Annotated in this window: 12 protein-coding genes; 8 read left to right on the top strand and 4 right to left on the bottom strand. The window is 56.6% G+C overall.

Translation table 11 applies throughout. The features are described 5' to 3' along the window. Nucleotides 1-13 precede the first annotated feature (13 nt). The 3 genes from OVA10_RS21540 to OVA10_RS21550 all read left to right on the top strand — a co-directional run bounded on the left by OVA10_RS21540 (nucleotide 14) and on the right by OVA10_RS21550 (nucleotide 2,084). Entirely contained in the window at nucleotides 14-217 is a 204-nt protein-coding gene (locus OVA10_RS21540) for a YbdD/YjiX family protein (protein WP_100777762.1), read from the top strand. A gap of 10 nt (nucleotides 218-227) precedes the next feature. Beyond that, nucleotides 228-1,181, top strand: a complete 954-nt coding sequence (gene yjiA / locus OVA10_RS21545; protein ID WP_102104531.1) for a GTPase — start codon at nucleotides 228-230, stop codon at nucleotides 1,179-1,181. Between the two features lie 357 nt (nucleotides 1,182-1,538). Next, nucleotides 1,539-2,084 carry a YfaZ family outer membrane protein gene (locus tag OVA10_RS21550; protein ID WP_100777764.1) on the top strand — a complete coding sequence of 182 codons (546 nt, stop codon included), beginning with the start codon at nucleotides 1,539-1,541 and terminating at the stop codon, nucleotides 2,082-2,084. A gap of 59 nt (nucleotides 2,085-2,143) precedes the next feature. On the opposite strand, the gene OVA10_RS21555 is transcribed toward OVA10_RS21550, so the two are convergent. The 3 genes from OVA10_RS21555 to OVA10_RS21565 form a co-directional block, all read right to left on the bottom strand. After that, a complete protein-coding gene (locus tag OVA10_RS21555; protein WP_268196764.1) occupies nucleotides 2,144-4,684 on the bottom strand; it encodes a penicillin acylase family protein in 2,541 nt (846 codons plus the stop codon). 216 nt (nucleotides 4,685-4,900) lie between these two features. Next, nucleotides 4,901-6,271: an NAD-dependent succinate-semialdehyde dehydrogenase gene (locus tag OVA10_RS21560; protein WP_268196765.1), complete on the bottom strand. Its 1,371-nt coding sequence runs from the start codon at nucleotides 6,269-6,271 to the stop codon at nucleotides 4,901-4,903. Between the two features lie 136 nt (nucleotides 6,272-6,407). Beyond that, a complete protein-coding gene (locus OVA10_RS21565) occupies nucleotides 6,408-6,548 on the bottom strand; it encodes a hypothetical protein (RefSeq protein ID WP_164971804.1) in 141 nt (46 codons plus the stop codon). Between the two features lie 145 nt (nucleotides 6,549-6,693). Between OVA10_RS21565 and OVA10_RS21570 the strand changes: the two genes are divergently transcribed. The 5 genes from OVA10_RS21570 to OVA10_RS21590 all read left to right on the top strand — a co-directional run bounded on the left by OVA10_RS21570 (nucleotide 6,694) and on the right by OVA10_RS21590 (nucleotide 11,300). Continuing rightward, the gene (locus tag OVA10_RS21570; RefSeq protein WP_142503576.1) at nucleotides 6,694-6,873 is read left to right on the top strand and encodes a hypothetical protein; all 180 of its coding nucleotides are present in this window, start codon (nucleotides 6,694-6,696) and stop codon (nucleotides 6,871-6,873) included. 74 nt (nucleotides 6,874-6,947) lie between these two features. Continuing rightward, nucleotides 6,948-7,781 carry a xanthosine phosphorylase gene (gene xapA, locus OVA10_RS21575; RefSeq protein WP_268196766.1) on the top strand — a complete coding sequence of 278 codons (834 nt, stop codon included), beginning with the start codon at nucleotides 6,948-6,950 and terminating at the stop codon, nucleotides 7,779-7,781. Between the two features lie 44 nt (nucleotides 7,782-7,825). Further along, nucleotides 7,826-9,025 (top strand): MFS transporter TsgA, encoded by a 1,200-nt coding sequence (tsgA, locus tag OVA10_RS21580; RefSeq protein WP_268196767.1) that lies wholly within the window; start codon nucleotides 7,826-7,828, stop codon nucleotides 9,023-9,025. 20 nt (nucleotides 9,026-9,045) lie between these two features. Beyond that, nucleotides 9,046-9,981 (top strand): LysR family transcriptional regulator, encoded by a 936-nt coding sequence (locus OVA10_RS21585; RefSeq protein WP_268196768.1) that lies wholly within the window; start codon nucleotides 9,046-9,048, stop codon nucleotides 9,979-9,981. Between the two features lie 47 nt (nucleotides 9,982-10,028). After that, on the top strand, nucleotides 10,029-11,300 hold the full coding sequence (locus tag OVA10_RS21590) for a DUF445 domain-containing protein (protein WP_268196769.1): 1,272 nt from the start codon (nucleotides 10,029-10,031) through the stop codon (nucleotides 11,298-11,300). A 26-nt stretch (nucleotides 11,301-11,326) separates the two neighbouring features. Here the strand turns inward: OVA10_RS21590 and OVA10_RS21595 are convergent, their stop codons facing one another. After that, nucleotides 11,327-12,955 (bottom strand): alpha-glucoside-specific PTS transporter subunit IIBC, encoded by a 1,629-nt coding sequence (locus OVA10_RS21595; protein WP_268196770.1) that lies wholly within the window; start codon nucleotides 12,953-12,955, stop codon nucleotides 11,327-11,329. Between the last annotated feature and the right edge of the window lie 16 nt (nucleotides 12,956-12,971).

The raw sequence follows: 12,971 nt of genomic DNA on the forward strand, positions 1-12,971 counted from the left end.
TCTGGATGGCACAATGTTTGGTAACTTAGGCGAAGCAAAAAAATACCTCGGTCAGGCGGCGAAAATGCTGATTGGCATTCCGGACTATGACAACTACGTTGAACATATGCAGACCAACCATCCGGATAAACCGTACATGACCTACACAGAATTCTTCCGCGAGCGCCAGCAAGCGCGCTACGGCGGCGATGGCAAAGGCGGCGTACGCTGTTGCTAAAGGAGAGAACATGACCCCCATTGCAGTCACCCTGTTAACCGGCTTTCTCGGCGCGGGCAAAACCACCCTGCTGCGCCACATCCTCAACGAACAGCACGGCTTTAAAATTGCGGTGATCGAAAACGAATTCGGCGAAGTCTCTGTTGACGACCAGCTGATAGGCGATCGCGCCACCCAGATCAAAACCCTGACCAATGGCTGCATCTGCTGCACCCGTTCAAACGAGCTGGAAGACGCTCTGCTCGATCTGCTCGACAGCCGCGATCGCGGCGATATCGCCTTCGACCGCCTGGTGATCGAATGCACCGGTATGGCCGACCCCGGCCCGATTATCCAGACCTTTTTCTCCCACGAGATCCTCTGCCAGCGCTACCAGCTGGACGGCGTGATTGCGCTGGTGGATGCGGTCCATGCCGACGAGCAGATGAACCAGTTCACTATCGCCCAGTCGCAGGTAGGTTACGCGGACCGCATTCTGCTGACCAAAACCGACGTGGCTGGCGACGCCGAAAAACTGCGTGAACGCCTGACGCGCATCAACGCCCGCGCGCCGATTTATACGGTGGTCCACGGCGATATCGACCTGGCGCAGCTGTTCAACACCAACGGCTTTATGCTGGAGGAGAACGTCACCTCAAAACCACGCTTCCACTTTATCGGCGATAAGCAGAACGACGTCACCTCCATCGTGGTCGAGCTGGATTATCCGGTCGATATCAGCGCCGTGTCCCGCGTGATGGAAAATCTGCTGCTGTCGTTTGCCGACAAACTGCTGCGCTACAAAGGGATGCTGTGGATTGACGGCGAGCCAAACCGCCTGCTGTTCCAGGGCGTTCAGCGCCTCTACAGCGCCGACTGGGACCGTCCGTGGGGTGATGAAACGCCGCACAGCACCATGGTCTTTATCGGGATTCAGCTGCCCGAAGAGGAAATCCGGGCGGCGTTTGCCTCACTCAAGCCCTGATCGCAGGAAACATAACCGCCCTTATCGGGCGGTTATGGCAAATATCGCGTAATGTCGATTAGAGAAATGTAATTTTTCGTCATTTACAAAGTTTTTTTGAAATAATGATAATCCTAATTAATTCACTTCTCATCATTATTTCCGCGATATTCAGGCTTTGTTTAGCTGATAAATAAAACGAAGTCTAAACACGAAAAGATAAATAGTTGACGCCGTGACAAACCCACTTTAGCTCAACAACAATCATACCGAAAAGTAACAAAACCAGCATAAAACCGCGAGTCACGTCACATTTGCAGTCATAAACATCGCTTGTTAAGGTGTCCTCAGATTAATTTGATGACGAGGAAATACACCATGAAAAAGATTAACTTCATTCTGCTTTCTGTCCTGACCGTAACATCTGGCTCCGCACTGGCGATGGGCGCATCTATTGAGCAGGGTAAAAACTTCACCAACTTAAATATCGAAATGGGCAAATCCACCTCCGGTATTTATGCTGAAAGTAACTGGCTCAAAAATACCGATGACGGTACTCAGACGGGTGGTGTAGGTGCAGGTTATAACCTGGAAGTGGGTCCGGTAATGCTGAATGCAGGTGCGAAAGCCCTCTACCTCGGCCCGAAAAAAGGCGATAACGGTGTCGCATTCCCGGTCGGCGGTGGTGTAAACGTGGCTCTGACCGACAGCATTAACGTCTTCGGCGAAGGTTACGTAGCACCTAACGGCCTGAACAACAGCGTGAAAAACTACGTCGAAGCCAATGGCGGCGTGAGCTGGACGCCGGTTAAACCGGTTACGCTGAAAGTGGGCTATCGCCACGTAAGCGTTGACGGCAAAGACGGTCGTCCAAACCACACCCTGATTGACGGTGCCTACGTCGGCGGCGGCGTAAGCTTCTAAGGCTTGCGAACAAAACAAAAAACCTGCCCCAGGGCAGGTTTTTTTATATAAGAGATTCGCTAGCGCTGAACCTGCAAAATCTCCTGCGATTCCTGATTGGCACTCACCTCCTGCGGCGTTAACCACAGCGGCTTCCGGCCAAAGGTTTCGTACATTTTCAGCTGATCGTCATAATGCTTATCCGGCGTCCCGTCCGGGGCCACAAACCCGCTTTGACCGGGCGCAACCACGTCCCACGCCAGCACCGGGCTTGCTCCCGATTGAGGGGAGAAGACAATCATGTCGTTTTCCGTTCCCCGGTTCTGATATTCGGCCTGATGACGCGCCTCTTTCGCCGCCGCCTGCGGCACGCCAAAGAAGTTGTTCGCGCGGAAGGTCAGCGCCATGGCAGGCGTTTCCCACGTGTTGATATCCGTGCCGTAGCGCGCCGACAGCGTCTGCCACGCATCCTGCAGGGCCGCGAGGACGACCGTCTCCTGCGACTGTCCGGCAAAGAGATCGACCTCCTGCGGGATCGCCGATTTCTCTCCCTCCAGTGCTTCGAACAGGATCTTGGCCCCGACGCTGATATTCAGCGAGCCGGTCGGCCCGTCCTGCGTCGTTTCATAGCCGCTGGCGCTGTACCAGGTGTTAAAGGGTGCCGGTACGGCGGCAACCACCGTGCGCTTCAGCATACTGGTCAGCCAGGCATTGAGAATGGCGGAACCGGGCTGATCATAGGTTTTCCCGTCGTCGCGTAAGCGATTTTGACCGTCCCAGTTCGTCAGCTTTTGCACCAGCAGCTGGCGGGGATCGCTTTGCGGCAAACTGGCCGCCGCTTTTTGCAGCGCAGGCAGGAACAGACGCAGGTTCAGATCCTGACGGCTGGTTTTTTGGATCAATCCCCAGGCTTGTTCGTAGGTCAGCGTGGGCTGTTTATCGATAAGCTGCGTGATTTCAGTAACGCGATCCGCCCCGCCCCATAAGAACGCGAACAGATCAGAGGCCGGATAATCTCTCTGCGGAGCGTTGTTCCAGTTAGCGATATACCCCGACTGCGGGTTATACACCTTCGGATTGAGATCAAACGACAGCAGCCCCTGCCAGTCCCACTTTCCGGTGCCAGGCACCGGCAGGCGCGGATCGTGACCCGACTGGCGTTTCGGATATGCGCCCCCATGAACGTAACCGATGTTGCCGTCGATATCCGCGTAATACCAGTTGATAGTGAGCGCCTGCTTCGCCGCCTGCGCCGTCCAGCTCGGCCAGTCTTTGGCCTTCATCTGGTGCGTCCACGCCAGCAGGGAAGCCACCTCTTTCCCCTCCCATGCGCGCGCTTTGGCGTAGGCGGTGTGTGTCGTCGGATCGACGTTGATCACATTGCCGTGAACGGTTCGCCAGACGGTAAACGTCTCCGGCTGCCCGTCTTTCACGGCGATCGTCTCTTCGCGACGCTGCATTTTGATCCACTCGCCGTTATGCAGATATTCACCGGGTTTGCTCTCGGAGGTCTGCTCCGCAAAGATATCCACATCGTCGCCGAATCCCGCCGTCGCGCCCCATGAAATGGTCCCGTTGTGGCCGAACACCAGCCCCGGATAGGCAAACGGCGTGTTGCCGGTCACGTCATAACCCGCGCCGTGCAGCCCAATACCATAGGTATACGCCGGGGCGTACCAGCCAAATTGCGGGCCGTTGACCATAATCGCTTTCGCGTCCTGCGCCTTTTTCTTGCCAATCACCCACATATTGCTGGTGGTCGGGTAACCCGCCAGGCCATTGGCCCCACTACGGGCAAACTGGGCGGCGATCGTTTCGCGGTTTTGCCCGGCGGTGAGTGCCAGCAGTGCGCCATCCCGGCCTTTCGCCGGTCGGTCGAGCATCGGTGCGGGGAGATCGTAGCGCGGGAGCAGCGCGGCGGTTTGGCTGTTTTTCAGATCGACAGTGATCGGATAGCGACTCTCCTGTGCGGCGATGGTGGTCGGCGCTGCCGGATTCACCAGCCATTTCAGCTGGTTAAACACCCCCATCCCTTTTTGCGCGCCGTATCTATCTTTTAACGCCGTGAGAAGCGCCAGGTTGTCGATTTCACTGGTGCTATCGGAGAAACGGTTGGCCATCGTGCCAACAAAAACCATCGCCACATCAAAGGGCTGCCAGTGCCCAGGCTTAAAACCAAACTCGGTAAATTGCGCAGGCAGACGCTTACCCGGCTCGGCGTTCACTTTATCAATCCAGGCGTTCATGCCGTCGGCATAACCCTGAAGGATCGCTTTATCATCGGCGGAGAGCGCGGCGATCTGCGCGTGAATCGACGCCGGCCAGTAGTTCTGGCGGATATCCTTATCAAAACTCACAAAAGATTTTCCGAGCACTTCAGACACCGTGCCCTGGGTGCTGCGACGGGCCATCTCCATCTGGAACAGGCGATCCTGCGCCACCACATAGCCGTAACCGTAAAAAAGACGATAGGTATCATCGGCGTAGATATGCGGCATGCCGTAGCTATCGCGAACGATCTTGACCTCTGTCGGGGCGGTATTCGCCAGCGCCGCGAGGCTCCAGCTTAGCGTCAGGGAAGCCACAACACAGTTCACGATCATACGATTTGTATTTTTCATTGTATCCTCTTGCAGGTGTATGATTTTCGATTTGATACTAGCAAGAGGCGAATTGTTATCCAGAACAGCCGGTTTGTTTCACTGCGAACTGTGAGTCTGGTAACTAATTAATGATACGAATATATCCATTATGTGATACCAGGCGAATCACAATAATTTGTTGATTGCAAAAAAAGGGCGGCTCGTAAGCCACCCTGTTTAGTGCTGTGAAATCGGTTAGCGGCGAACGACCACCAGCTTCTGATTCACAAACTCTTTAATGCCCAGATCCGACAGCTCGCGACCGTAGCCGGAGCGCTTCACGCCGCCGAACGGCAGTTCAGCCGCCGTGTCGGTCAGCCAGTTGATGTAGACCATCCCGGTTTCGATCCGCGAGGCCATTTTCTTCGCACGCTCAATGTCCTGGCTGAATACCGCCCCGCCCAGCCCGTAGTTCGAGTCGTTTGCCAGGCTCACCGCTTCGTCGTCGTTTTTGACGACATAGAACTGCGCCACTGGCCCGAAGAACTCTTCAAAATAGGCCGGATTCTCACGGGAGATATGGGTCAGGATCGTCGGCTCAAAGAAGTTGCCGTCGCGCTGCACCGGCTTGCCGCCCACGTGGACTTTCGCGCCGTTTTTCACCGCCTCGTTAACCTGTTTGGTTAACGTCTCCAGCGCATCTTTCGACGACAGCGGCCCCAAAGTGGTGCTCTCATCCAGCGGATCGCCGATTTTGACCTCGCGGAACGCCTCGGTGAAAGCCGTCAGGAACTGATCGGCCACTTTTTCATGGACGATAAAACGTTTCGCGGCGGTACACACCTGCCCGGCGTTGTTGAGTCGGGCATTGACGCCAATCTTCACCGCTTTCTTGAGATCCGCATCGTCGAGCACGATAAACACGTCGTTACCGCCCAGTTCGAGGGTCGATTTTTTGATGTGCTTCGCCGCCTGCGCTGCGACCACGCTCCCGGCCTTCTCAGACCCGGTCAGGGCTGCACCCTGCACGCGCGGATCGGCAATGATCTTCGCGACCTGATCCTGCGAGATAAAGAGGTTCGTCCAGGCGCCGTCCGGCGCACCGGCTTCACGCACCAGATGGGCGAACGCCTCCGCGCAGTGCGGCACGATGCTGGCGTGTTTCGCCACCACAGGGTTGCCCGCTGCCAGGTTTGGCGCCAGCACACGCATCAACTGATAGAACGGGAAATTCCACGGCTCAACGGCCATCACCACGCCGATAGGATGGTGCTCCACCCAGGCGTCTCCCAGTTCCGATTTGTACTTCACTGGGGCGAGAAATTGTTTCGCATTGTCTGCGTAATAGCGGGCGATTTGCGCGCAAAGTTTCACTTCCCCGCGGCTTTGTCCGATGAGTTTCCCCATATCCTGACTGGCGATTTTTGCCAGCTCTTCGCTCCGGCTATCGATCAGATCCGCCAGCTTATGCAGCACCGGCAGACGCTGTTCGATAGCGCCTTTCGCCCAGTCGGAATGGTAAAGGGCATCCGCCGTTTTTAGCGCGGCCTCGACATCAGCATCGGTATGAGATTTGTACTCTTTAATGAGCTTGTTGTTAGCAGGATTCACTGTCTGGTAAGCCATGTAGGTCTCCTTAATTACCGCTTAGGGTATTAAGGGTAGTCAAAATGGCCGGGGGTGGGCGTAAAGTTGGGTATATACGGACGTTTCTTAGAAACATGTTGTAAAAAAGGCACATCACCCGATGTGCCTTACCTGTTTATTCGTCAAAAGAGCAGTAACCGCCTTTATGATGCGAGCCGGTCCCACCGTGAGGGTGCTGCCCTTTTGGGCAAGCCAGTGCTGTAAATGACGTCATCGTAAATAAAGCCAAAAACATCGCTACAATAATCTTTTTCATGTATTCCATCCGCGAAATTAATAATTCCTATTTATATTTCCCCGCGTAAACAAACGGGAAGGAAAATTATACTCCCGGTGAAGAGGGTTATTAATTAACGGATGTCGCAAATAGATTAACGATCGTGCTGCGCGATGAATTTTTTATGAAAGAGGAATACCCCGTTCAGAATGGCAGCGGCAAAACCGCAGAGCCACAAGGCTCACCATTGACTCCCATCACAATTCCTCTGCGCCATTTCCACCACTACCTCTGGGCTGCTCATCCTAACCCGTTGAAAATCCACATACCCAACAACCATCCATTCGAAAAACACTATCAATAACCCATTTTATCCAATTGGATCTGCAATCACGCTCTCCACAGAATGTGTACAAACCTACGCATTCAGGAGTTCCCATGTCTATTTCCGTGATTAACAACACCCCGTATGAAGCCGTTGAAATCATTCAGGCTGCCAAACCCGGCTTTAAACCGCGCATCGCGTTTATCCTCGGCTCCGGCCTTGGCGCGCTGGCGGATAAGCTTGATAACAAAACCGTTATCTCTTACGAAAAACTGCCGGGCTTCCCGGTCAGCACCGTGATTGGTCACGCAGGTGAAGTGGTGTTGGGCTCGCTGCACGGCGTGAATCTCATCTGCATGAAAGGACGCGGGCATTTCTATGAGGGCGTCGGGATGGGCATCATGACCCACGCGGTGCGCACCTTTAAGCTGCTCGGCTGCGAATTCATGTTCTGCACCAACGCCGCCGGTTCACTCAACCCGACCATCCCGGCGGGCAGCCTGGTGGCGCTCAATGACCACATCAACACCATGCCGTCCACGCCGCTGGTTGGGCCGAACGACGACCGTTTTGGGCCGCGCTTCTTTAGCCTCGCCAACGCCTACGACAACGATCTGCGCGCAAAACTGCACCACACAGCGGGTGATCTCAACATCACGCTGCACGAAGGCGTGTTCGTCTCCTACCCGGGGCCAAACTTCGAAACGGCGGCAGAAATCCGCATGATGCAGAACATGGGCGGCGATGTGGTCGGCATGTCGGTGGTGCCGGAAGTGATTGTTGCGCGCCACTGCGGCCTGAAAGTGCTGGCGGTTTCGGCCATCACCAACATGGCGGAAGGGCTGAGCGACGTGGAACTCTCCCACGAACAAACCCTGAAATGTGCGGCGATGGTCACCGACGATTTCATTCGCCTGATTAGCCAGTTCGTGAAGAACTGCCGCTAACTTCCCGTCCAGCGGCGGGCACGCGCCCGCCAGGAGAAATACAGATGTCAGAAAATTACTCTCGCGGCAGTCTGAATGCGATTTCGTATCTGAGCTACTACTTCGTCGGCGCGCTGGTCTCGACGCTGGGGATTGTCCTCGGCCCGCTCTGCGCCGCGTTCAATAAGGATCCGAGTTTCATCGGCCAGGTGTTTACCCTGATGAATATCGGCATGTTCGTGCCGATCATGCTCGGCGGCATTCTGATGAAAAAATGGGGTCTGCAAAAGCCGCTGGTGATCGCCGCCGCGCTGACGATCCTCATCAGCGCCCTGCTGTTCGCCACTCCGACGCTGACCATGTTCAGCGTGGCGGTCGCCATTATCGGTGCCTGCGGCGGTATTTTTATGACCCTCGGCAGCTACCTGGTGGTGCGCATCAATCCGGACGAAAAAAGCCGTTCATCGAGCCTGATCTTCACCGATTTCTTCTTCAGTCTGGCGGGCGCGACGCTCTCCTTCCTGCTGGCGTGGCTGTTTAAAATGGGCGCGAGCTGGATTGCCATGTACGGCATCATGGGCGGGCTGGGCGTGCTGATGCTGATCCTCACCCTGCGCAGCCGTTACCCAAGCACCGTTGCGCCAGAACCGGCGCATCAGGACACCACCCGCAAAGAGCCGTGGGGTCGTTCCGTCTGGCTGCTGTGCGGCGCGCTGTTCCTGTTCCTGCTGGCGGAGCCGATTTTCACCATGTGGACGCCAGGCTATCTGCAGTGGCGTTTCCAGATGCTGCCAGAACAGGCGGCGCTGTACACCACCGTCTACTGGGTGGCGAAAGCGACCGGACTGTTCCTCAATCAGTTCACCGTGAAGTGGATGAAACTGCGCACCTTCCTGCTGATCTGCACCGCCGTCGGTCTGGTGGCGATTGCGCTTATCAGCAACAGCGCCAATACCACGCTGATCCTGATTGCCTGCGGCGCGTTCGGTTTCTTCAATTCCGGCCTGTTCTCCGGGCTGATGAGCTACGGTTCGCTGCAGGTCAGCCGCAGCTCCCCGACGCTTATCTCTGCGCTGCTCACCTGCGGCACCGTCGGCACGCTGCTGTTCGCCACTGTCTCGTCGCTGGTTAACAGCCGCTACGGCCTGCACGGCGCAGTGAATGCCTCCACCTGCGCCTACGCGCTGCTGATGGTGACGCTGCTTGCGGCCATCGCCTGCAGCAAGGCCGAACGCCTGCACCGGGGCGAGGCGGTCGCGGTTTGACAGGCTCCAGGGAGGGTTGCATGATATCGTCACCCTCCTTTTTCTCGGTGCCCGGTATGCTCGATTCACAGGCCAACAGCCGCATTCGCTTCCGGATGCTGCGCTATTTCCAGACCCTCGCCGATGAGCTGCATTTTGGGCGCGCTGCCGCCAGGCTGAATATCTCCCAGCCACCGCTGAGCATGCAAATCAAAGAGCTGGAAGAGCTGCTGGGCGTGGAGTTGTTTGAGCGAACCAGCCGAAAAGTGGTGCTGACTCACGCCGGAAAAGTGCTGAAAGCGGAAGTCGACCGTCTGCTCAGCGCCACCGAACAGTCCCTTAACTATGTGCGCCAGATTGGCCGCAGTGAAAAGCAGCACATCAATATCGGGGTGATTGGCAGCGCGATGTGGGGGCCGTTGCTGACGCGCATGAAAGCGTTCCGCGAGGCCAATCCGGACGTCAACTGGACGCTGCACGAGCTGGGCCAGCAGGAACAGACCGAGGCCCTGCGGGCGCGCACCGTGGACATCGCCATCAACCGCAACGTGATCCCTCACGTCGAAGCCAAAATTCGCTGCCAGATGATTGCCCGTGAAGCGGTGTGCGTGGCGGTGCATGAGAGCGATCCGTTGTGCCGCCGCAGCAAAATATCCCTGAAAGATCTGGTTGATCGGGCGTTTATCTCCCTCTCTTTCACCCACAGCGACTTTGCCCGTCAGGTGTATGACAGCTGCCTCGCGCTGGGCGTCTCACCGCTAGTAACGCATCAGGTCTTTGAACCGCAGACCGCGCTGGCGCTGGTCAGCACCGGTAACGGCGTATCGCTGTTACCCGAATCCTGTGCGCTGATCCACTGGCCGGGCGTGGTGTTCCTGAAACTTACCGAGACTATCCCCGCCGATCTCTACGCGCTGTGGTACGACGAGCCGCTGCCGGATCTGTTCAGCCGTTTTCTGGCAGCCCTGCGCGACTGATCACACTTTTTTGCACTCCTCCCACGTTCCGCTCTATTCTTAACCCTATGGAAAAATTAGCTGAACTCAAACGCGCCAAGCTGTTGGCGCTGTCGCTGCTGCTGGTTGCCGCCGCGATTTTCATTGCCACGCTGTTTCTGCCGCAGACGATCTGGGTACGCGGCGCGAAGGCGATTGCCGAGGCGGCGATGGTCGGCGCGCTGGCGGACTGGTTCGCCGTGGTGGCCCTGTTCCGCCGGGTGCCGATCCCGTTTATCTCGCGCCATACGGCGATTATCCCGCGCAATAAAGATCGGATCGCCGATAATCTCGGCCTGTTCGTGCAGGAAAAATTTCTCGATACCCAGTCTTTAGTTGCGCTGATCCGTCGCTACGAACCCGCACAGATGATCGGCAACTGGTTCAGCCAACCGGATAACGCTCAGCGTGTCGGGCAGCATCTGATTCAGGTAATGGGCGGGTTCCTGGAACTGACGGACGACGGGCGCATTCAGCGCTTACTGAAACGCGCCGTACACAAGGCCATCGATAAGGTCGATTTTACGCAAACCAGCGCGGCGATGCTGGAGAGCATGACCAAAAACAACCGTCATCAGGTGCTGCTGGACGCGGTGATCAACCGCCTGATCACCCTGATTCAGCGCGACAGTACGCGGGACTTTATCGCCGCGCAGATCGTTCACTGGCTTAAAACCGAACATCCGCGCAAAGCGATGATGCTGCCGACCGAGTGGCTCGGCGATCAGAGCGCCGAGCTGGTCTCCGATGCGGTGAACGCGATCCTCGACGATATCAGCCACGACCGCACGCACCAGATCCGCCAGGCGTTTGATCGCGCCACGCTGAAGCTTATCGACAACCTGAAAACCGATCCGGAGATGGCGTCTAAAGCGGAGAACATCAAACACTACCTGAAGAATGACGAAGCGTTTAACCGCTATCTCGGCGAGATGTGGGCCGACCTGCGCGCGTGGCTGAAAGCTGATATGCAGAGCGACGACTCCCGCGTGAAGCAGCGCATCGCCAACGCCGGGCAGTGGTTTGGCGAAACGCTGGTGGCCGACGCCAGCCTGCGCGCCTCGCTGAACGAACATCTGGAGCAGGCGGCGCATCGCGTGGCACCGGATTTCGCGGCCTTCCTGACGCGCCATATCAGCGATACGGTGAAGGGCTGGGATGCAAAAGACATGTCACGACAGATCGAGCTGAATATCGGCAAAGACCTGCAGTTTATCCGCGTTAACGGCACGCTGGTCGGCGGAACTATCGGGTTGATTCTGTTTCTGCTGTCGCAAATTCCGGTGCTGCTCCCCCACTAAAAAATGGGGCAGAGCGCCCCATTTTGTTATGAGTTTACCGGCTGCGGCGCAGGCGAATCTCTCCCCGCCTCGCGCGCGCGAATCACTTCCGCCTCAAAGAATTCCCGGACCACGGTGACCGACAGGCCGATCACGATTTGCAGGTTCCTGCCATTACGAATCTTCCCTAACGCACCCGCAGCTTTCAACGCGTTGTCATCCATCACGCACGACGGATCGTGGATCACCAGCCGCAGGCGGGTCTGGCAGTTGCTGATGGTTTCAACGTTTTCCGCGCCACCGACGCACTGCAGGATCGCAATCGCCTTCTCGCGATCGGGTTGTTTGCCCGCCGCCTTTTTATCGCGGTAATCCTGTTTCGAATAGAGACGCACCTCGTCTTCATCCTCGTTACGCCCCGGCGTCAGGATGTTGTATTTGAGGATCACGTAGCGGAAGACCATAAAGTTGATCGCCGCAAATCCAAAGCCGATGGCCAGATGGATCCAAATCAGGTGCGCGTGGTTTTGCGCGTAGAAGATCCAGTTGAACAGGATCATGTCGTTCATCCCGCCGCCCATAAAGCCCACCACCCCGGCCATGTACAGCGCCATACACAGCACCGCGCCGATCAGCGCGTTGAGCAGATAAAGCACCGGCGAAATAAACAGATAGGTGAATTCGATCGGTTCGGTAATACCCACGCTCATCGCGGTGATGATCGCCGGGATCACCAGGGCCGCCACTTTTTTCTTCTGGCTTTTCTTCGCGGTGGCGTAAATCGCCAGCCCCGCACCCAACGAGCAAAAGACGCTGATATTGCCGTAAAGGGAGTAGCCCGCCGCCGGGAACTGCTCGCGCAGCGGCACGGCAGAGGCCGCGTAGGTCGAGACGTTCTCGATCCAGTGGGTGTAGAGACCGCCGTCCACCACCGCCGGGCCGAAGAAGAACGGGAAATAGACGAAGCGGTGTAGTCCCGTCGGCACCAGAATTCGCTCCACAAACGCAAACAGCCCCATTCCCAGCACGTCGGCTTCGATGTAGAACGTTTGCATGGCGTTGATGCCCAACTGCACTTTTGGCCACACCAGACAGGTGAGCCACGCCAGAGGGATCATCAGGAAGAAGGCGATAATGAACACCAGCGCCATCCCCTGGAAAATCGAAAAGTAGTCGTGGAGTTTTTTCTCGAAAAAGCGGTTGTGGATCCAGGTGACGATCCCGCCGACGATCAGGGAGAAGACGATACTGGTATCCAGCGTTTTGATGCCGCCCACCAGCGCCAGTCCGCTCTGCCCACCCACTTCCTGGCTGAAGTTAACGCCGAAATCAGCGCCCCAGAAGGTGAGCATCCCATTGGTAAAATAGTTAAACGCCATATAGGAGAAAAAGGCCACCAGCGCCGCGCGCGCCTGGGCGGATTTCGCCAGGCCAATCGGCAGCGCCATACAGAACAGCAGCGGGAAGTTGCGGAAAATCGTCCAGCCGCCGGACTTCAGAATCGTCATTACCTTGTAAAAAGTCGCGTCCGGATGGGCCAGATCGCCCATGATATCGGGCATGGTGAGGATGTTGGTGACGGCCAGCAGCAATCCTGTGAACGGCAGGAAAGCTATCGGCACCGCCATCGCGCCGCCAAACGTCTGGAAGGCGCCCATGATGTTGAGTTTTTTCATTTATTATTATCTCCAG

The organism is Lelliottia sp. SL45 (assembly GCF_026672535.1).
GTDB lineage: Bacteria > Pseudomonadota > Gammaproteobacteria > Enterobacterales > Enterobacteriaceae > Enterobacter > Enterobacter nimipressuralis.

Excerpts from the sequence above, each read along its gene's own strand:
- OVA10_RS21540 (WP_100777762.1), top strand. The coding sequence starts at position 14 with ATGTTTGGTAACTTAGGCGAAGCAAAAAAATACCTCGGTCAGGCGGCG.
- yjiA (WP_102104531.1), top strand. The coding sequence starts at position 228 with ATGACCCCCATTGCAGTCACCCTGTTAACCGGCTTTCTCGGCGCGGGC.
- OVA10_RS21550 (WP_100777764.1), top strand. The coding sequence starts at position 1,539 with ATGAAAAAGATTAACTTCATTCTGCTTTCTGTCCTGACCGTAACATCT.
- OVA10_RS21555 (WP_268196764.1), bottom strand. The coding sequence starts at position 4,684 with ATGAAAAATACAAATCGTATGATCGTGAACTGTGTTGTGGCTTCCCTG.
- OVA10_RS21560 (WP_268196765.1), bottom strand. The coding sequence starts at position 6,271 with ATGGCTTACCAGACAGTGAATCCTGCTAACAACAAGCTCATTAAAGAG.
- OVA10_RS21565 (WP_164971804.1), bottom strand. The coding sequence starts at position 6,548 with ATGAAAAAGATTATTGTAGCGATGTTTTTGGCTTTATTTACGATGACG.
- OVA10_RS21570 (WP_142503576.1), top strand. The coding sequence starts at position 6,694 with ATGAAAGAGGAATACCCCGTTCAGAATGGCAGCGGCAAAACCGCAGAG.
- xapA (WP_268196766.1), top strand. The coding sequence starts at position 6,948 with ATGTCTATTTCCGTGATTAACAACACCCCGTATGAAGCCGTTGAAATC.
- tsgA (WP_268196767.1), top strand. The coding sequence starts at position 7,826 with ATGTCAGAAAATTACTCTCGCGGCAGTCTGAATGCGATTTCGTATCTG.
- OVA10_RS21585 (WP_268196768.1), top strand. The coding sequence starts at position 9,046 with ATGATATCGTCACCCTCCTTTTTCTCGGTGCCCGGTATGCTCGATTCA.
- OVA10_RS21590 (WP_268196769.1), top strand. The coding sequence starts at position 10,029 with ATGGAAAAATTAGCTGAACTCAAACGCGCCAAGCTGTTGGCGCTGTCG.
- OVA10_RS21595 (WP_268196770.1), bottom strand. The coding sequence starts at position 12,955 with ATGAAAAAACTCAACATCATGGGCGCCTTCCAGACGTTTGGCGGCGCG.